At 67.8% G+C, this 19302-nt stretch carries 17 protein-coding genes and 1 tRNA gene; 8 read left to right on the top strand and 10 right to left on the bottom strand.

Features of this window, described 5'->3' with window-relative positions:
* Window positions 1-87 precede the first annotated feature (87 nt).
* Complete coding sequence (locus CKW06_RS22645) at window positions 88-789, top strand: alpha/beta fold hydrolase (RefSeq protein WP_024958515.1); 702 nt, start codon at window positions 88-90, stop codon at window positions 787-789.
* 119 nt (window positions 790-908) lie between these two features.
* Here CKW06_RS22645 and dkgB read toward each other — a convergent pair whose 3' ends face one another.
* Together dkgB and CKW06_RS22635 are read right to left on the bottom strand one after the other, a co-directional pair.
* Complete coding sequence (dkgB, locus tag CKW06_RS22640; RefSeq protein WP_024958516.1) at window positions 909-1718, bottom strand: 2,5-didehydrogluconate reductase DkgB; 810 nt, start codon at window positions 1716-1718, stop codon at window positions 909-911.
* A gap of 125 nt (window positions 1719-1843) precedes the next feature.
* Window positions 1844-3127: an MFS transporter gene (locus CKW06_RS22635; protein WP_231910840.1), complete on the bottom strand. Its 1284-nt coding sequence runs from the start codon at window positions 3125-3127 to the stop codon at window positions 1844-1846.
* A 36-nt stretch (window positions 3128-3163) separates the two neighbouring features.
* Here CKW06_RS22635 and CKW06_RS22630 point away from each other — a divergent pair, with 36 nt between their 5' ends.
* A complete protein-coding gene (locus CKW06_RS22630) occupies window positions 3164-4066 on the top strand; it encodes a LysR family transcriptional regulator (RefSeq protein WP_024958518.1) in 903 nt (300 codons plus the stop codon).
* 83 nt (window positions 4067-4149) lie between these two features.
* Here CKW06_RS22630 and CKW06_RS22625 read toward each other — a convergent pair whose 3' ends face one another.
* Complete coding sequence (locus CKW06_RS22625) at window positions 4150-6270, bottom strand: methyl-accepting chemotaxis protein (RefSeq protein WP_024958519.1); 2121 nt, start codon at window positions 6268-6270, stop codon at window positions 4150-4152.
* 182 nt (window positions 6271-6452) lie between these two features.
* Here CKW06_RS22625 and CKW06_RS22620 point away from each other — a divergent pair, with 182 nt between their 5' ends.
* Window positions 6453-6908 carry an Rrf2 family transcriptional regulator gene (locus CKW06_RS22620; protein WP_024958520.1) on the top strand — a complete coding sequence of 152 codons (456 nt, stop codon included), beginning with the start codon at window positions 6453-6455 and terminating at the stop codon, window positions 6906-6908.
* Complete coding sequence (locus CKW06_RS22615; RefSeq protein ID WP_024958521.1) at window positions 6898-7803, top strand: NAD(P)/FAD-dependent oxidoreductase; 906 nt, start codon at window positions 6898-6900, stop codon at window positions 7801-7803. The genes CKW06_RS22620 and CKW06_RS22615 overlap by 11 nt, the downstream gene beginning before the upstream one ends.
* A gap of 95 nt (window positions 7804-7898) precedes the next feature.
* Here CKW06_RS22615 and CKW06_RS22610 read toward each other — a convergent pair whose 3' ends face one another.
* The 4 genes from CKW06_RS22610 to CKW06_RS22595 form a co-directional block, all read right to left on the bottom strand.
* Window positions 7899-9119: an RtcB family protein gene (locus CKW06_RS22610; protein WP_024958522.1), complete on the bottom strand. Its 1221-nt coding sequence runs from the start codon at window positions 9117-9119 to the stop codon at window positions 7899-7901.
* A gap of 56 nt (window positions 9120-9175) precedes the next feature.
* Window positions 9176-10300 carry a slipin family protein gene (locus CKW06_RS22605; RefSeq protein WP_005411579.1) on the bottom strand — a complete coding sequence of 375 codons (1125 nt, stop codon included), beginning with the start codon at window positions 10298-10300 and terminating at the stop codon, window positions 9176-9178.
* A 357-nt stretch (window positions 10301-10657) separates the two neighbouring features.
* Window positions 10658-10731, bottom strand: a tRNA-Thr gene (locus CKW06_RS22600).
* 649 nt (window positions 10732-11380) lie between these two features.
* Complete coding sequence (locus tag CKW06_RS22595) at window positions 11381-12337, bottom strand: aldo/keto reductase (protein WP_024958523.1); 957 nt, start codon at window positions 12335-12337, stop codon at window positions 11381-11383.
* A 169-nt stretch (window positions 12338-12506) separates the two neighbouring features.
* On the opposite strand from CKW06_RS22595, the gene CKW06_RS22590 reads away from it, so the two are divergent.
* The 3 genes from CKW06_RS22590 (at window position 12507) to CKW06_RS22580 (ending at window position 14330) form a co-directional block, all read left to right on the top strand.
* Complete coding sequence (locus CKW06_RS22590; protein WP_012481578.1) at window positions 12507-13364, top strand: class I SAM-dependent methyltransferase; 858 nt, start codon at window positions 12507-12509, stop codon at window positions 13362-13364.
* A 95-nt stretch (window positions 13365-13459) separates the two neighbouring features.
* Window positions 13460-13726, top strand: a complete 267-nt coding sequence (locus CKW06_RS22585; RefSeq protein WP_231910838.1) for a hypothetical protein — start codon at window positions 13460-13462, stop codon at window positions 13724-13726.
* A 64-nt stretch (window positions 13727-13790) separates the two neighbouring features.
* Complete coding sequence (locus tag CKW06_RS22580) at window positions 13791-14330, top strand: pseudouridine synthase (protein ID WP_024958525.1); 540 nt, start codon at window positions 13791-13793, stop codon at window positions 14328-14330.
* Between the two features lie 90 nt (window positions 14331-14420).
* Here the strand turns inward: CKW06_RS22580 and CKW06_RS22575 are convergent, their stop codons facing one another.
* Window positions 14421-14795 carry a hypothetical protein gene (locus CKW06_RS22575; protein WP_005411574.1) on the bottom strand — a complete coding sequence of 125 codons (375 nt, stop codon included), beginning with the start codon at window positions 14793-14795 and terminating at the stop codon, window positions 14421-14423.
* 211 nt (window positions 14796-15006) lie between these two features.
* A complete protein-coding gene (gene hrpB, locus CKW06_RS22570; RefSeq protein WP_024958526.1) occupies window positions 15007-17511 on the bottom strand; it encodes an ATP-dependent helicase HrpB in 2505 nt (834 codons plus the stop codon).
* A 67-nt stretch (window positions 17512-17578) separates the two neighbouring features.
* Between hrpB and CKW06_RS22565 the strand changes: the two genes are divergently transcribed.
* Entirely contained in the window at window positions 17579-18376 is a 798-nt protein-coding gene (locus CKW06_RS22565) for a TatD family hydrolase (protein ID WP_024958527.1), read from the top strand.
* Between the two features lie 55 nt (window positions 18377-18431).
* On the opposite strand, the gene CKW06_RS22560 is transcribed toward CKW06_RS22565, so the two are convergent.
* The gene (locus tag CKW06_RS22560; protein WP_174522849.1) at window positions 18432-19283 is read right to left on the bottom strand and encodes a Rossmann-fold NAD(P)-binding domain-containing protein; all 852 of its coding nucleotides are present in this window, start codon (window positions 19281-19283) and stop codon (window positions 18432-18434) included.
* Between the last annotated feature and the right edge of the window lie 19 nt (window positions 19284-19302).

The raw sequence follows: 19302 nt of genomic DNA, 5'->3' as shown, positions 1-19302 counted from the left end.
GCGCGCCTGTTTCATCCGGGGCATGTCGCCGCGCTTGGCGCGGTCGCTGGCATGGCGCCGCCACCGCACCGGCGCGACAATACCCCCATGACCGACCGTATCCCCATGCTGCTGCTGCCTGGCCTGCTCAACGACGCTGAGCTGTGGCGCGCGCAGTTGGCCGATCTGGCCGACATCGCCGATTGCACGGTAGGCGACCAGACTCGCGGCGAGACCCTGCAGGCGGTGGCCGAGGACGTGCTGGCGCAGGCGCCGGAACGCTTCGCCCTCGCCGGTTTCTCGCTGGGTGGCTTCGTCGCCCAGCAGATCCTGGGCATCGCGCCCGAGCGTGTGCTGCAGCTGGCGCTGGTCGATACCTCGATCCACGCCGATTCACCGGAACGTGCCGAACAGCGCCGCAGCCAGCGCGCCAGCGTGCGCCTGCCCGGCAAGTTCCATGGCTTCGGCGATGTGCTGATGCGCAGCTACATCGATGCCTCGCGGCTGGATGATTACGTGCTGGTGCAACGTGTGCGTGACATGACCGCCCGCCTGGGCGCGGACGTGTTCCTGCGCCAGAGTGCGCTGGAACGCCGTGACGGCCATGACGTGCTGGCTGGCTACCGCGATCCGCTGTTGATCATCTGCGGCGCCAACGATCGCATCACGCCGCTGGCAGTGAGCGAGGAAATGCACGCCCTGGTGCCGCACTCGCAGCTGGTGGTGGTGCCCGATTGCGGGCACCTTGCCCCGATGGAGAAGCCGGACGAGGTCAGTGTGGCGATGCGCGGGTGGTTGCTGCAGGGCTAGGCCAAAGCCGCTTCTGGTGGGTGCGGACCTTGGTCCGCACGGTGTTTCAATGATCCATCAGAGGTCAGTGCCGACCAAGGGCGGCACCTGCCGATTCCGAGCCGTAACCGCAGTTGGAATCAATCCCAGGCGGGTGCAATCCCTTCCGGATTCGCCAGGCGATGGCCACGGTCCAGCTTGGCGATCTGCGCCATGTCTTCGTCGGTCAGGCGGATCGCTGCCGCTTCCAGGTTGCTCGACAGGTTCTCGCGCCTGGTCGACGACGGGATCACCGAGAAGCCCTGCTGCAGCGCCCAGGCCAGCGCGATCTGCGCCGGGGTGGCCTGGTGGCGGCCGGCAATGGCCTGGATCACCGGGTCCTTGATCACCTCGCCATAGGCCAGGCTCATGTAGGCGGTGACGTGGATGCCGTTGTCCTGCAGGAACTTCACCAGCAGGCGGTTCTGCAGGTAGGGATGGATCTCGATCTGGTTGGTGGCGATGGCATCGGCGCCAAGGATCTCGATGGCCTTGCGGGTCTGGGCGATGGTGAAGTTGGAGATGCCGATCGCCTTCGTCAGGCCCTGTGCCTTGGCCTCGGCCAGCGCCGGCAGGTACTCCTCCATCGGCACGTCGACCTTGTCGTTCGGCGACGGCCAGTGGATCAGCGTCAGGTCCACATGATCGGTACGCAGCTTTTCCAGACTGGTATGCAGGCTGGCCAGCAGCGCTTCGCGCTTGAACGCGGTGATCCAGACCTTGGTGGTCAGGTAGATCTCTTCGCGCGGCACGCCGGAATCGGCGATGGCCTGGCCGACCTCGGCTTCATTGCCGTAGATCTGCGCGGTATCGATGGCGCGGTAGCCGACATCCAGCGCATTGCGCACGGAATCGATCACGGTCTGGTCTTTGAGGCGGAAGGTGCCGAGACCGAAGGCGGGGACAGTCATGGGGAGCTCCAGCAGAGGGGAGAGGTGCGAATATCCGGCAAAGGGTAGGCCAGTGGCCGCATGCGTGCCGGCAACGGTGCATTGCACCACCGTACCGGCAGGGCGCCGGCACGGCATGACTTATCTCAATGCGCGGCCACGGCGATGCCATCGGCGCGGTCATCGATGCCGTCGCGGCGGTCCAGGCGGCCGCTGAGCACGGTCAATGCATACGCGCCCACCACCACCAGCGCGCCCAGCCACGGCGTGTGCATCAGGCCGATGTTCTCCACCACCAGGCCGCCGAGCGAGGCGCCCAGCGCGATACCGATGTTGAAGGCGGCGATGTTCAGCCCCGAGGCCACGTCGGTGGCCTGCGGCGCATAGCGCTGAGCCTGCTTGACCACATACACCTGCAGGCCGGGCACGTTGCCGAACGCCACCGCACCCAGTGCCAGTACCGTCAGCAGCATCAGCCAGGTGTTGTAGGCGGTGAAGGTGAGCACGAACAGCACGACGGCCAACAGGGCGAAGATGCGCTTCAGTGCGGGCACCGGGCCCATGCGGTCGGCCATGCGCCCGCCCCACAGGTTGCCGATCGCCACCGACACGCCGTACACCAGCAGCACCAGGCTGACTGCGTTTGCCGAGAAACCAGTGACGTCCTGCAGGATCGGCGCCAGATAGGTGAAGGCCAGGAAGGTGCCGCCGTAGCCCAGCGCGGTCATCGCATAGACCAGCAGCAGGCGGGGTTGGGCGAGTACGGCCAGCTGCTGGCGGAAGCTGGCCGGCGCACTCTGCGGCACGCTGCGCGGCACGAACAGCAGCGCGCCGAGCAGGGCGACCAGGCCCAGCGCGGCCACCGCCAGGAAGGTGGCGCGCCAGCCCAGGTGCTGGCCGATGAAGGTGCCCAGCGGCACACCGGTCACCAGCGCCACGGTGAGGCCGGTGAACATGATGGCGATCGCGCTGGCGGCCTTCTCCTTCGGCACCACCGCGGTGGCGATGATCGAACCGATCGAGAAGAACACACCGTGGGCGAGGCCGGTGAGGATTCGGGCGACGATCAGCGAGGTGTAGCCCGGCGCCAGGAAGGCGATGACGTTGCCGAGGGTGAACAGCACCATCAGCGCCACCAGCAGCGACTTGCGCGGCACGCGGCCGGTGAGCGCGGTCAGCACCGGCGCACCGATGGCCACGCCGAGGGCATACAGCGAGACCAGCAGGCCGGCCGAGGGCAGGCTGACCTGCAGGTCGGCGGCAATGGTGGGAATCAGGCCGACGATGACGAACTCGGTGGTGCCGATGGCGAAGGCACCGAGGGTCAGCGCCAGCAGGGCGAGGGGAATGCCACGGATCATGGCCGGCTCCGGAGGGAAGGAAGGCGCGCAGTGTGCGCGGCGCACCTTTGCCGAAAAACCGGTCTTCACGCCAATCACTATTGCCGCCCAGTCAATAATGGCGGCATGAAAACCACTCTCGATGAAATGCAGGCCTTCCTCGCGGTGATCGACAGCGGGTCGATCAGTGCTGCCGCCGAACAGCTGGGGCAGACGCCGTCGGGCGTGAGCCGGGCGCTGGGGCGGCTGGAAGACAAGCTCGGCACCACCCTGTTGACCCGTACCACGCGCCGCCTGCACCTGACCGCCGAGGGCGAGGCCTACCTGCGCCATGCACGGGCGATCATCGATGCGGTGGAGTCCGCCGAGGAACAGATGGCCGCCCGCCGCGAGCGCCCGGCCGGGCGCCTGCGCGTGGATGCGGCGATGCCGTTCGTGCTGCACGTGATCGCGCCGCTGGTGGCCGGGTACCGCGCGCGCTACCCGGAGGTGCAGCTGGAGTTGAACAGCTCCGAGCGCTACATCGACCTGCTGGAACGGCGCACCGACCTGGCGATCCGGATCGGGCCGCTGGCCGACTCCACCCTGCATGCGCGGCCGTTGGGTCGCTGCCAGCTGCGGCTGGTGGCCAGTCCGGCCTACCTGGCGGCACACGGCGAACCGGCCAGCGTCGCCGCGCTGGGCCAGCACACGCTGCTCAGCTTCAACGAACCGGAATCGCTGAATCACTGGCCGCTGCCGGGCGGTGTCGATGGCCTGCTGCGGGTGCGTCCGGATATCGCGGTGTCCAGCGGCGAAACACTACGCCGACTGGCGGTGGAAGGCGTGGGCATCACCTGCCTGTCCGACTTCGTGACCGACCGCGACCGCGCCGCCGGCACTCTGGTGCCGGTGCTGGCGACGCAGACGCTGGATGTGTACCAGCCGATCCACGCGGTGTATTACCGCAACACGGCGGTGTCGGCGCGGATCAGCTCGTTCCTGGATTACCTGGGTGAAGCGATGGCGCGGAGCGATTACCTGCGCTGAGGTCGTGGTGGGGTTGCCGGCCAGCGGCCGGCACTACCGTTCATCGCGGGGTAGTGCCGGCCGCTGGCCGGCAACCGGATCAATCAGGCCGCGCGCGCCAGCGCGTCCTTCGCTGCGGCGGTGGTCGACAGGTCGAACACATCCACCGCGTCGATCAACCGGTTCGCCTGCTGCTCCAGGCTGCGTGCGGCGGCGCTGGCTTCCTCCACCAGCGCGGCATTCTGCTGGGTGGTGCCGTCCATCTGGATCACGGTCTGGCTGACCTGTTCGATGCCCGCGCTCTGCTCCTGCGAGGCGGCGGAGATCTCGGCCATGATGTCGGTGACGCGCTGCACCGACGCCACGATCTCGGCCATGGTGTCACCGGCCTCGCGCACGCGCCGTGCACCGTGGCCGACCTGTTCCACCGACGCTTCGATCAACGCCTTGATCTCCTTCGCGGCTGCCGCCGAACGCTGTGCCAGGGTACGCACTTCGCTGGCAACCACCGCGAAGCCGCGGCCCTGCTCGCCGGCGCGTGCCGCTTCCACCGCGGCGTTCAGCGCCAGGATGTTGGTCTGGAAGGCGATGCCGTCGATCACGCTGATGATCTCGGCGATCTGCCGCGACGAGGTTTCGATCGCGCCCATCGTCGTCACCACCTGGCCGACCACGCTGCCGCCGTGAGAGGCAACGGTGTGCGCGCCGATCGCCAGCTGGTTGGCCTGGCGCGCATGCTCGGCGTTCTGGCGCACGGTGGAGGTCAGTTCCTCCATCGATGCCGCCGTCTCTTCCAGGTTGGCGGCCTGTTGTTCGGTACGGCGCGACAGATCGTTGTTGCCGGCGGCGATCTCCGCCGCCGCCGTGTGGATGTTGCCGGAGGCGTGCTTGATGTCGGTGACGATGGTTGCCAGCTGCGTAGCGGTGGTGTTCGCGTCGCCGGCGATACGCGCGAACACGCCCTGGAAATCACCGTGCATGCGCGCGCCGAGGCGGCCATCGGCAATCGCGCGCAGCATGCTGGAGACCTCGCCGAGGTTCAGTTCGGTGGTCTGCATCAATCGGTTCAAGCCGTCGACCATTGCGCGGAAATCATGCTCGAAGCGTGCGCTGTCGCCGCGCTGGCTGAAGTCACCGGCGGCGGCGGCTTCGGCCAGGCGGCGGATCTCGCCGTTGATCATGCCGAGATTGGCCTTGGCCGTATCCAACGCGTTGGTGATCACGGCCTTTTCGCCGGGCAGGCGTTCCATGTCCTGGCTGAGGTCACCGACGGCATAGCGGCCCATGATCGAGATCGCGCGCATCTTCACCTGGATGTGCGCGTCAACCAGCGTGTTGCAGTCGGCCACCATGGTGCCGAACGCGCCCGGGAACGCACTGGCATCCATGCGATGGCTGATGGTGCCGGCGTCATGCGCCTGCGCCATCGTCGCCTGTGCGTCCAGTACGCCGCGCAGCGTGGACTGCACCGCCTGCATCGCCTGCGCGAGGCGACCGATCTCGTCGCGGCTGCGCACCTGCACCACGTGCTGCAGATCACCGGCGGCCACGGCACGCGCAGCGGCTTCCACCGCCAGCACCGGCTGCACCACCGCGCGCCGCAGCCACCAGGCCAGGCCCATCAGCAGCAACACGGCGGCCAGCACGGTCAGCGCCGCGCACAGCAGCAGGGTCTGCCGCGCCTGCTGCGACCGCGCCGCTACGGTTGCTTCGGCCACCTGCGTGGCATGCGTGCTCAGCGCATCCAGTGCGGTCGCCACCGGGCGGTCCTTGCCACGCACCAGATTGTCGCCGGCGGCGGGATCGTAGCCGGCTTCCGCAAACGCCTGCAGGGCGGCGTGGTAGTCCTTCTGCAGCTGCGTGTGCAGGCCGATGAAGGACTGTGCCAGTTCGCGCGTGCGTATGTCCGGGCTGGCTACGAGGCCCCTGGCCAGCTGCTCGACCAGGCGGCCCTCGCTGTCAAAGGCGTCCAGATGGCGCTGGCGCAGCGCGTCGTCGTGGCCGCGCAGCAGCACGTTCTTCCATTCCTGCACCTGGCCGCGGAACTCGCGCTGCAGGCGTTCGGCGTCGCGGCTGTGCGCGACTTCGGGTGGAACCTCGGTGGACAACTTCAACCAGGCGGAGGCCAGGCCCGCCAATGCGCACAGCAGGACCACGGCCAGACCAACGGAAACCGCGCCGAGCAGCTTGGACTGCAGGCGCGGAGCACGGACAGACGCTTTCATGGAAGGGACTCTCGGGAAGGGGCAATGCGGTATCGACCTGTCCCCACACGTCTGAAGTGCCACGCTCATCACATTACCGTTTCGTTTAGTGATGTGAAGGGGATGTTTCATAGGACAAATGTGTCCATATGGAACGAAAGAAGACCCTCGACAGAGAATTTAAATGTAACTATCGTTGTTACATGAAATCCGCGAATCCACTGTCCGACGCCCTGCATGTGATGGCGCACCTGGTCGGCCATGCCGCCCCGCGCACGTCCGAGCAGCTGGCGTCCTGCCTGCCGACGCATCCGGTGGTGATCCGTCGCCTGCTGGCGCAGCTGCACAAGGCTGGCCTGGTGCGCAGCACCCGCGGCCACGGCGGCGGCAGCCTGCTGGCACGCGATGCCGCGGCGATCACCCTGCATGACATCTACCTGGCGGTGGGCGCACCACCGCTGGTCCAGGTCGGCGCCCGCGACTCCGGCGGTGGCTGCCCGATCCAGCGGCTGGTCAACAGCGCCTTGCTCGAAGGGGCGCGCGAAGCGCAGCGCCTGCTCGAAGCGCGGCTGCAGGCGACCACGCTGGACCAGCTCGGCGCCGACTTCGCCCGCCATCTCGCCCATCACCGTTCCCTGGAAGGTCACCATGAATCCTGACGTGCTCATCGTCGGCGGCAGCTATGCCGGCATTGCCGCCGGCCTGATCCTGGCCCGTGCCCGTCGCCCGGTCACCGTCATCGACGCCGGTTCGCCGCGCAACCGTTTCGCCAGTCATTCGCACGGGGTGCTCGGGCTGGATGGCATCAGTGGCGCCGAGCTGCTGAAGACGGCGCGCCAACAGCTGCTGGACTACCCCACGGTGCGTTGGGTGCATGCCGAAGCCGTGCAGGCCACCGCCAGCGCCGAAGGCGTGGAAGTGCGTACCGCCGATGGCCAGGTGCTGGCCGCGCGCAAGCTGCTGCTGGCCAGCGGTATTGCCGACCAGTTGCCGGCGTTGCCGGGCCTCGCCGAGCGCTGGGGCAGCACCGTGCTGCACTGCCCGTACTGTCATGGCTATGAAGTGGGTGGTGGTGCCATTGGCCTGCTTGGTGGTCATCCGATGTCCGCCAGCAAGGCGCCGCTGTTCGCGGACTGGGGCAATGTCACGTTCTTCAGCATGGGACTGGACATCACGGATGAGGAGCGCGCCGCCATGCAGCAGCGCGGCGTGCAGATCGAGACGTCACCCGTGCTGGGCGTGCAGGGCGACCAGCCGACCTGGCTGGAAGTGCAGCTGGCCGACGGCCGCCGAATCGCCCAGCGTGCGTTGTTCGTGCCGGCCACCCAGGCGATGGCCACGCCATTGGTGCAGCAGCTGGGCTGCACGTTGGTCGAGAGCCCGCTGGGCGTGCTGATCGAGGTCGATGCGATGAAGCAGACCTCGGTGCCGAACGTGTATGCCGCAGGCGATGCGACCACGGTGGGCAACATCACCCTGGCCATGGCCGAAGGCGTGCGCGCGGGCATCGGCGTGCACCATGCGCTGGTGGCCGAGGACAGCGTGCCGCGCTGAATGTGCCGGGGTCAGATCCCTTTCGCAGAAAGGGATCTGACCCCCGACGCGACGTGTTGCTCTGGTAGAGGCCGACCTTGGTCGGCACCGCTCCATTACCCCTTCACGCACAGCACCTGGCGCAGCGTGTGCACCACGTCGACGAGGTCGAGCTGCGCGGCCATCACATCGTCGATCGACTTGTACGCGGCCGGTGACTCGTCCAGCACGCCGCTGTCCTTGCGGCATTCCACATGCGCGGTGGCCTCGCGGTGCTGGGCCAGCGTGATCTGCTGGCGCGCCGTGCCACGGTTCATCACCCGGCCGGCGCCGTGGCTGCAGCTGTGGAAGCTGTCCGCGTTGCCCTTGCCGCGCACGATGTAGCTGCGCGTGCCCATGCTGCCGGGAATGATGCCCAGCTCGCCCTCACGCGCGCTGACCGCGCCCTTGCGCGTCACCAGCAACTCCTGGCCGTGGTGCGTCTCCTTCTGCACGTAGTTGTGGTGGCAGTTCACCGCCATCGCCGCCAGCTGGAACTTCGGCAGCCGGTGGCGCATCTCGGCCAGCACGCGCGACATCATCGCCTCGCGGTTCTGCCGGGCGTAGTCCTGCGCCCACGACACCGCTTCGACGTAGTCATCGAACAGCGGCTCGCCTTCCATGAAGAACGCCAGGTCCTTGTCCGGCAGGTGGAAGCCCAGCACGCGCCGGGCCAGTTCCTCGCGCGCCTTCTCGATGAAGTAGGTGCCGATCAGGTTGCCGGTACCGCGTGAGCCGCTGTGCAGCATCACCCACACCGTGTCCGTCTCGTCCAGGCACAGTTCGATGAAGTGATTGCCGCCGCCCAGCGTACCCAGCTGGCGGTCCAGCTTGTCGGTGCGGATGCGGCGGTGCTTGTCCTTGATCTTCTCCAGGCCGGCGGCCAGCCCGGACTGCACCAGCCGGGTGTGGATGCTGTCGGGCATGCGGTGATGCTCGCCGCCACGGCCATTGCCGACCGGGATGCTGCGCTCGATGCTGTTGCGCAGCTGCCGCAGGTCATCGGGCAGGTCATCGGCGCGCAGCGTGGTACGCACCGCCGCCATGCCGCAGCCGATGTCGACGCCGACCGCGGCCGGGATGATCGCCCCGCGGGTCGGGATCACCGAGCCTACGGTCGCGCCCTTGCCCAGGTGCACGTCCGGCATCACGGCCACCCACGGCCCGACGAACGGGATCGCAGCGATGTTGCGCAGCTGCTCATGCGCCTGCGCTTCCAGCGGCACACCGTTGACCCAGCCCTTGATCGGCGTGGTGCCCTCGGCATGCAGCCATTGATAGTTCTGTTGAGTGTCCATGTCTTCTTTATTGTCCTTGATGGGCCGGCGGCGCGTCCCTGCGCCACCGCTACCCCCTACCTGATCGTAACCAGCTGCTTCAGCACGCCATCCAGGCCGCCGAACACGGTGAGCGTGTCGATCTTCTCGGTGACCTTCTCCAGTGCCTCCAGCTCCTTCAAGCGCATCAGCACCGGGTTGTCCTCGATCAGCTTTGCGGTGTTGAGCTGCGAACGCGTGGCGTTGGCCTCCTCGCGGCGACGGATCACGCTGGCCTGGGCCTGCTTTTCGGCCAGCACCACGCCGTTGAGGATCTCCTTCATCTCGCCCGGCAGGATCACGTCCTTGATGCCGACGCCGAGCAAGCGCACGCCGTGGCCTTCGATCGCCGCCTGCACATGCGCAGCGATCTCGCCGTCCAGTGCCGCCTTGTCACCCAGCAGCTCGTCCAGGCTGCGCGCGGCAATTGCCTGGCGCAGGCCGAACTGCAGCTGCCGGTAGACGAACTCATCGGCATTGCTGAGCGTGCGGTGCGCACGCACCGGGTCGACCACCTGCACGGTCGCGGCGAGGTTCACCCGCAGGGTCACCTTGTCGCGGCTGAGCAGTTCCTGGCCGGACACGTCCAGTGAACGTGCACGCAGTTCCACACGCTCCACCGACACGTTGCCGTTGAAGTTCCAGAACGCGTGCAGGCCGGCGTCCAGCGTCTGCCGCAGCGTGCCATCGATGAACAGCAGGCCGACCGACTCGCTCGGCACCGTGCTGATCACCGCCACACGCGGCAGCACGCCCAGCTGGCCCAGCCGCTGCTGCACGTCCGCCGGAATGCGCGGCTCGTCACCCAACGCCATTACCTGCACCTGGGTATCGACCGAACCGCGCCAGTACAGACGGCGGCTGCCCGGCGGCAGCACTTCATCGATGCGGCCGTTGCGCAGCAACAGGCCGACCTCGCTGGCGCCGACGTTGGCCAGCACGAAGTGCGTGTCCAGCTGTGCGCCCAGCGCTTCGATCAGGCTGTCCTGGTCGCTGCCAGTGTAGGCCGCGCCCTTCGATGCAGTGTGGATGTCCACGTGCGGCCGGCCGCCGAACGGCGACAGGCGGTGCACGCCCGGCAGCAGGATCTGCTGGAAACGACGGTTGCGATACACCAGGCCGCGCTCGCCGTCGCCGATCACGACCTTGATGGTCCAGAACATGGGAGTCTCTCCTTGTATGGCTCTGGTGGTTCGACCCGTTGCGGATGAATCGCCATGACCCGGGTCGATCCGGTCGTGGCGAGGCTGCCTGCACATCACGTGCAGGCAGCGGAAGAGGGCGGCCATCGGCGGACGGTCCGCGCGCGGAGCCTTCGATGCGCCGGCAGTGCTGCCATCGTCGTTCCCGGCAGGCAGCACCGGTGCGGAACGTGGCTGGCAGTGGCGGCGGGCCGGGGCCCGGCGTGCGGTCCGTTGCCTTCCACGTTCCTGCCCGAAGGCGATGTCGGTGGACGGCGACGATGGCCGCTGGGGCTTGCGCTCCGGGTGTTGCTTCAAGTCATGACGTGACAGGTCATGTGGTTTGGAGTGGGAATCGAACCCACGACAGACGGATTACGGATCCGTTGCTCTGACCAAGCTGAGCTATCCAGTTGGGGACCGCGCGGAATCGAACCGCGTACCGGCGAACCGGTGCCTGCCTCCAGCAGGCGATCCAGGCGATGGCATGTCCGCGACCTCCGGCATACGCCACGGCAACGCCGCGCGCACCAGCCCGTGGTTGAAACGGGACCGTTGGATAATCGAGGGTGCAGGCCACCGACATTATCGGCGAGCGATAATGTTCTGATGCGATGCAGATAATGTCCAGGCGCTGCCAGTCGCGCGAAGTAAATCCTTCGGCGGGGCGGGAAAAGCCTGGGTCAGTGAGCGGCGGGTCGCCGCGCGGGGTGCAGTTCTGGCATCGCGGGTCCTTGTGTCGACGCAAGCGAAAACGCCCCCGGGACTTGCGTTCCGAGGGCGTCGTCAGGCCTCGGAGATCGGGGTGGCCGATCTCCGCAGGGCGGGTATCAGGCCGTTGTCAGCTGGTCTTCCTTGCCGAACGCGCGCGCCGGCCCGTCCATGCGCAGGCATGGCAGCAGTTTGGCGATGGCGACGGAATGCGCGTTCAAGGGAAGTTTCCAGTGGTTGTTGAAACGAGGTGCGCACGATAAACCACGATTTAGTCGTGCGCAACCATTTTGTTCAATTATTTTCTGCGGTATGTGTGCAATGCCGGCCAGCGGCCGGCACTACCGGCCCTCACGCTTCCGCGCTGGCGGCATCCAGCTGCGCGACATCGTGCACGCTCAGCGACACGTTGGCCGCCGCCAGCAGATCGTGCAGCTGCTCGACGCTGGTGGCGCTGACGATCGGCGCGGTGATCGACGGCCGTGCGATCTGCCATGCCAGCGCGATCTGCGCGGCACTGGCGTTGTGCTTGCTGGCCACGTCATCCAGTGCCTGCAGGATGCGCAGGCCACGCGGATTCAGATAGCGCTTCACGACGTTCTCGCCACGCGCCGGGCTCTTGGCCGCATCGGCCGGCGTGCGGTACTTGCCGCTGAGGAAGCCACTGGCCAGCGCGTAGTAGCCGATCACGCCGATCTGTTCGCGCTGCACCAGCGGTTCCAGTTCCTTTTCGTAGCCGGCGCGGTCATACAGGTTGTACTCCGGCTGCAGGGTTTCGTAACGCGGCAGCTTGTAGTCGGTGGACACCTTCAGCGCATCGGCCAGGCGCGTGGCGCTGTAGTTGGAAGCACCGATCGCACGCACCTTGCCAGCTTCGATCAACCGGCCGAATGCAGCCAGGGTCGCTTCCAGCGGCGTCGACTCGTCATCCTCGTGGGCCTGGTACAGATCGATCACGTCGGTCTGCAGGCGGCGCAGCGAATCCTCGACCGCCGCATTGATGTTGTCCGGGGTCAGGCCGGGGCGTTCGGCCCACTTGGCCACCTTGGTCGCCAGCACCACCTTGTCGCGCTTGCCGCTGCGGGCAAACCACTTGCCGATCAGCGTCTCCGATTCGCCGCCGGCATTGCCCGGCACCCAGGCCGAATACACATCGGCGGTGTCGACCAGGTTGAAGCCGGCGTCGAAGAAGGCATCGAGCAGGGCGAAGCTGGCCTTCTCATCGGCGCTCCAGCCGAACACGTTGCCACCGAAGGCGAGCGGACGTACATGCAGGCCGGAACGGCCCAGTTCGCGGGTTGCCGTCATGGGCACGGACTCCTTGGGGGAAGTGCTCCAGAATAAAACGCGTAGTGTGACCGTGCTGCGGCGGCGACCACAAAACAGTGTTCCGCGATACGCACGCAGCTAACGTTTTGTGAACACCTGGGACACCGCGGCTGCTAGTCTCGCCGCATCTTCCGCTGGAGTCGCTCCGATGATGCCTGCTTCGTCCCTGCGTGGTTGCCGCCTGCTGCTTGCTTCGGCCCTGTTTGCCGCTGTTCCCGCGTTCGCCGCACCGGCCACGGTGGCGCCGGCGAAGATCCAGGTGTCGCCGGCCATCGACGCGGCGGTGAAGGCACCCACCCGTGATGCCAACAACGTCAAGCGCGACGGCTTCCGCCACCCGGCGCAGACGCTGTCGTTCTTCAAAGTGACGCCGGAAAAGACCGTCATCGAGATCACCCCCGGCAACGGCTGGTACTCGGAGATCCTGGCGCCGCTGCTGCACGACAAGGGCCACTACGTTGCTGCGGTGGTCGATCCGATGGCGGTGCCCGAAGGCCGCGGCCGTGACTACCAGCAGCGCAGCCGCGACAGCCTGGAAAAGAAGTACGCCGCTGCACCGGCACAGTTCGGCAAGACTGCCGTGGTGGCCTACGATCCGGCCAAGCCGGTGTTCGGCCCGGCCGGTTCAGCCGATGTGGTGCTGACCTTCCGCAACGTGCACAACTGGCGCAAGGCCGGCCAGGCGCAGGGCATGTTCCAGGGCTTCTTCAACGTGCTCAAGCCGGGCGGCGTGCTGGGCGTGGTCGAGCACCGCGCCAAGGCGGACGTGGCCGACGACGATGACACCGGCTATGTCGGCCAGCAGCAGGTGATCGCGATGGCCGAGGCCGCCGGCTTCAGGTTGGACGCGCGCAGCGAGGTCAATGCCAACCCGCGTGACACCAAGGACCACCCGAACGGCGTGTGGACGCTGCCGCCGACCAACCAGCACGACAAGGCCGACGATGCGAAGTACCAGGCGATCGGCGAAAGCGACCGCATGACCCTGCGCTTCATCAAGCCGTAAAGCGGGGCGCCGGGCCGTGCCTGGTGAGCGCGCAGCGCGGTGTTGGGCGGAATGGGTAGCGGCCGGGCAATGCCCGGCGCTGCCACCAATGGAGTGTGCTGTTGAAGAAAGTGCTGTACTTCGCCTTCGCATTGATGGCGCTGCCGCGGTTGTATAACTTCGTGTTCCATGCGGGTCACGTGCATGATCTCGTGGCGGCGGCAGGTTTTGCGGTGCTGCTCGTGGGCTGCCTGTGGGACGAACGTGCGCGCAGGGCCTGCCCACCGGTAGCGCGGCTACGGTATCGCGCCAACGCTGCCGCAACGTGCGGCGCCGTGGTGGTGCTCGTTGCGCTGTTGATGGAAAGGAAGGTCTTCGGCTGAGTGGTGATCGCGGCGGCGATGCGGGAATGGGACAATGCCCCACCCGCCGACTGCCGTGCCCGCAATGCTGATCGCCTTCAACAAGCCCTTCAACGTGCTCTGCCAGTTCACCGACCGCAGCGTACCGCCGCGGCCGACCCTGGCCGGGTTCGGCCTGCCGCCGCGCGTGTATGCCGCCGGTCGCCTGGACCATGACAGCGAAGGCCTGCTGCTGCTGACGGATAACGGTACGCTGGCGCACAAGCTCACCGACCCCAGGCACAAGGCCGACAAGACCTACTGGGTGCAGGTGGAAGGCACGCCCAGCGAAGAGCAGCTGCAACAGCTGCGCGACGGCGTGGTGCTCAACGACGGGCCGACCCTGCCGGCGAAGATCGAGCGCCTCGATCCGGCGCCGTCGCTGTGGACGCGCGATCCGCCGGTGCGTTTCCGCAAGACCGTGCCTGACAGCTGGCTGGCGATCACGATCCGCGAGGGGCGCAACCGCCAGGTGCGGCGCATGACCGCCGCAGTGAACCTGCCAACGCTGCGGCTGGTGCGGGTGGCGATGGGGCCCTATCGTCTGGACGACCTGCAGCCGGGGCAGTGGCGGCAGATCGGTTGAAACAGAAAGGGCCGGATACCTCGCGGCATCCGGCCCCGGCTCGGGGTCAGATCCCTTCCGCAGGAAGGGCTCTGACCCGGTCGGTCACACTCAGGCGTCGCTGCCGATATCGCTGTGCTCGTCCACCACGGTGTCGTTGCGGCGGTCGCGTGCGTTGATGCGCTGCGCCTGCCCATTCACCACGTGGCCATTGGCAGCCTTCTTCTTCTGCTGCTTGCGGTACAGCGCATAGCCGAGCAGGCCGACGCCGACGGCAGCCGCGGCAATGGTCACGGCCGGGTTGCGGCGGGCGAACTTGGTGGCGACCTTGCCGCCGGTCTTCACTGCGCCGAGGGCTGCGCCGGTCTTGATCCAGTCCGCGTTGCGCAGGCTGCCACCGGCGCTCTTCAGGCCATCGCCGGCGGTGTGGGCCAGCTCCAGGGCGCGCTCCAGAGCGCGGTCGGTGATTACAGTCAGCTTGCTCATGCGGGGGTCCTTTGCCTCGGGTCGAAGTCCAGTGTCGCGTGTTGCCCGTAAACGGTATGTCAGTCGGGGACGCAGGCGGTGTGACTTTAGCGTAGCCATTCAGGATCAGGCAGGGTGGGTCGGATCCCTTTCCGTTGGGAAACGGCTCTGACCCCAGCGCCACGCCTGGGGTCAGAGCCCATCGCGATGCAATGGGATCCGACCCCGCCCTTCAGGTTCCGCGCGGCTTGGCCCGGTGCGTGGCCGTCGCCGTCCACGGATCATCCGGCCATGGGTGGCGCGGGTAACGGCCCTTCATCTCCTTTTTCACTTCGGCGTAGGTGCTTTCCCAGAAGTTGCGCAGGTCCTGGGTGACCTGCAGCGGGCGGCCACCGGGGGAAAGCAGGTGCAGGGTCAGCGGCACGCGGCCATCGGCGATGCGCGGCGTGTCGGCCAGGCCGAACAGTTCCTGCAGCTTCACCGCCAGCACCGGCGGCAGCGGATCGCCGCTCTCGCTGTCCAGCGCATAGGTGATCGGCCGCTCCAGTCCGGACGGCACGGTAATGCGGGTCGGCGCATGACGCTCGACCAGCTGCCGTTGTGACCACTCCAGTGGCGATTTCAGCGCTTCGCCAAAGCTGGATTCGTCCAGCGCATCCAGTCGCGTCTTGCCGGCGAACGCGGGCTGCAGCCACTGCGCACGGTTGGCCAGCAGGGCGTCGTCGCTGCAGTCGGGCAGGCCGAGCTCGGGCATCCAGCGGCGCAGCGATTCCACCCGTGCCTGCCACTGGCGCAGGCCTTCGGTCCACGGCAGCGCCTGCAGGCCGAGCTCGGCCACCGCATCGGTCAGCGCCTGCGCGGCGTGCTGCGGATCGACCCGGCCGGCCGAGCGGCTGTCCAACACGATCCGGTCGAAACGGGTCTCGCGCAGGGCCACCAGGGCGCGGCGCTCGCTGTCCCAGCGCACCACGTCTTCGGTGACGAAGCGCTCCGGCCACGCCCTGCGCAGCTGGCCTTCGTCCACCGGTGCGGCACGCAGCAGCAGCGCATCGCGTGCCTCAAAGCGAAGCTCGCTGGCCACCAGCCACGGTTCGCCACGCAGGTCGCTCAGCTCGTGCAGGCGCGCGCTGCGCCCATTGGCCAGCAGGTAACGCAGTGGATCGCTGGGATGCTGGAAGCCGATCCGATCAGGGAAGGCGTGAGCGAGCAGGTCGCCCAGCTCATGGGCCTCGATGCTGGCCGGCGGCGTGGCTTCGCAGCGCAGGCGGCGACGCCACTGCTTGGCGGCGGCATCGATGGCGGCCAGCCCGCTGCGGTTGGCATCGCCCGGTGTGCGGCCATTGCGGAACGCGGCCAGTGCGCGCCAGCGGCTCGCCAGCGCGTCACCGCCCTGGCGCAGCGGATCGCGCGCTTCCAGCAGCGCGGCCAGATCGGCGGCCAGCGCCTGCGAACGTGCATCGGGCGCGGCCAGCAGCATCGCCGCCATCCGTGGGTGCGTACCCAGCGCCAGTATGCGGCGGCCGAGTGCGGTGATCGCACCACTGCTGGACAATGCGCCCAACCGCTGCAGCAGTTCGCGGGCGGCGCCCATCGGGCCGGCAGGTGGCGCATCGAGGAAGCGCAGGTCGCTGCTGCCCCAGGCGGCCAGTTCCAGTGCCAGTCCGGCCAGTTCCACCTGGTCGATCTCGGCGCGGCGCTGCGGCTCCAATCGCTGCGACTGCGGCCACAGCCGCCAGGCCACGCCTTCGGCCACGCGACCGGCGCGACCGGCGCGCTGGTCGGCCGACGCCTGGGCGATGGACACCACGTCCAGCCGGGTGAAGCCGCTGTTGGGGTCGTAGCGCGGTTCGCGTGCCTGGCCGCTGTCGATCACCACGCGCACGCCGGGCAGGGTCACCGACGACTCGGCCACGTTGGTGGCCAGCACCACGCGGCGGCGGCCATCGCTGGCGGCCTGCAGCACGCGCGCCTGCTGTTCCACCGGCAGCTCACCATGCAGGGCCTGTACTTCGACGCCGGCATCCAGCGATTCCTGCAGGCCAGCCTGCACCCGCGCGATCTCGCGCTGGCCGGGCAGGAACACCAGCAGGTCACCGGGGTGATCGGCCAGGGCCTGCTGCACCGCGCGGCGCACCTGCAGTTCCAGCGTCTCATCGCGGCGCGCCGGGAAATGGCTGACCGTCACCGGGTAGCTGCGGCCCTCGCTGCTCAGCCGCGGCGCATCGAGGAAGCGTGCCAGGCGCTCGCCATCCAGCGTGGCCGACATCACTACCAGGCGCAGGTCATCGCGCAGCTGCGCCTGCACGTCCAGCGCCAGCGCCAGGCCGAGGTCACCGCTGAGATGGCGCTCGTGGAATTCGTCGAACAGGATCGCACCGACCTCTTCCAGCATCGGGTCGTCCTGCAGCATGCGGGTCAGGATGCCTTCGGTGACGACTTCAATGCGGGTGCGTGCCGAGACCTTGTTCTCGAAGCGGATGCGGTAGCCGACCGTGCCGCCGACCTCTTCGCCCAGCTGCCGTGCCATGAACAGCGCGGCGCTGCGTGCGGCGACCCGGCGCGGCTCCAGCAGGATGATTTTCCGGCCTTGCAGCCATGGCGCTTCGAGCAGGGCCAGTGGTACCTGGGTGGTCTTGCCGGCGCCGGGCGGGGCTTCCAGCACCAGCCGTGGCTGCACGGCCAGGTGCTGCTGGATCTGCGGCAGCAGCGGGGAAATCGGGAAGAGCGGGGCATTCATGGGCAAAGGATAAGGGGCCATGGCGGCCGCAGGTACAATGCGCGGGCACTTTTCCCCCGCGATGACCATGCACCTGATCGATATCGGCGCCAACCTGACCCACGACTCCTTCGACCGCGACCGCGACGCCGTGCTGGACCGCGCACGGCAGGCCGGCGTGGTGCAGATGGTCATCACCGGTGCCAGCCGCGAGCACTCGCCGCTGGCCGTGCAGCTGGCGCAGCAGCACCCGGGCTTCCTGTATGCCACCGCCGGCGTGCACCCGCATCATGCGGTGGAGTACACCGAGGAATGTGATGCCGAGATGCGCGCACTGCATGATCACCCGGAAGTGGTGGCGGTGGGTGAGTGCGGGCTGGACTACTTCCGTGATTTCTCGCCGCGCCCGGCGCAGCACCGTGCCTTCGAGCGCCAGCTGCAGCTGGCGGCAGACAACGGCAAGCCCCTGTTCCTGCACCAGCGCGATGCACACGCCGATTTCATGGCACAGATGAAGAACTTCGAAGGCCGCATCGGCCCGGCGGTGGTGCATTGCTTCACCGGCGAACGCGATGAGCTGTTCGATTACCTGGACCAGGACTGGTACATCGGCATCACCGGCTGGCTGTGCGACGAGCGCCGTGGCGCGCACCTGCGCGAACTGGTGAAGAACATCCCGGCCAACCGCCTGATGATCGAGACCGATGCGCCCTACCTGTTGCCACGCACGCTGAAGCCGATGCCGAAGGACCGCCGCAACGAACCGATGTTCCTCTTGCACATCGTGGAAGAACTGGCGCGTGACCGTGGCGAGGACGTTGCAGTGACGGCGGCCAATGCGACTGCGGCGACGCGTGCGTTCTTCCGCCTGCCCGACGCGGGTTGATGGGAGTGCCGGTCGCTGGCCGGCAATCAACCGTGGTGCCGGCCAGCGGCCGGCACTACCGGAGCAGGTCGCGCAGGCCCTCACGGTAGCTGGGGAAGCGCGGCTGCCACGCCAGCGCTTCACGCGTGCCACGACTGTCGATGCGCTTGTTGCTCTCGTAGAAGCGGCGTAGCGTCGGGCTGAGTGCAGGGTCGTCCCATGCCACGGCAGGTGGCATCGCAAACCCGCCCAGCTTCGCGGCGAAGGCCAGCACATCCTGCGGTGGTGCCGGCTCGTCATCGCTGGGCAGGTATATCCCCTGCGCAACCGGTCGCTGCATCGCCGCGACGATCACTGCCGCAAGATCCTCTACGTGCAGGCGGTTGAACGCCAGGCCCGGCCGAATCACATGGCGGGCACGGCCCTGTGACAGCTGCAGCAACGCATTGCGCCCCGGCCCGTACAGGCCGGGCAGGCGGAACACCGCCCAAGCGATGCCACGTACCTCTGCAAGCGCACGCCATTGCGCTTCGGCACGCAGGCGCTGCACGCCGGCTGCTTCGGTGGCATCGGCTGCGCTGTGCTCGTCAACCCAGCCGCCGGCCCGATCGGCATACACCGACGTGGACGACAGATAGCCCACCCAGCGCAGTGCCGGGCTGGCCCGCAGAGCCGGCAGCAGCAGGCGCAGTGCCGGGTCGCCCGCGGCATCTGGCGGCACGCTGCACAGCACGGCCTCGGCCTGCGCGACCTCATCGAGCAGGGCGGGCGACGGTGGGGAGTCAGCGTGCAGCTGATGCCGCAGCAGGCCATCGTCCGGCGCCGACGAGGGGTTACGCACCGTGCCGACGACGTGCACCCCCCGCGCCTGCAGATGCGGGGCCAGCACGCATCCGCTCCAGCCCATACCGAGGATCAGCACCCGCATAGGCAGCGCGCCGGCCTGC

Origin of the sequence: Stenotrophomonas maltophilia (assembly GCF_900186865.1) — a bacterium.
Classification (GTDB): domain Bacteria; phylum Pseudomonadota; class Gammaproteobacteria; order Xanthomonadales; family Xanthomonadaceae; genus Stenotrophomonas; species Stenotrophomonas maltophilia.
This window is presented reverse-complemented; position numbering and strand designations above follow the sequence as displayed.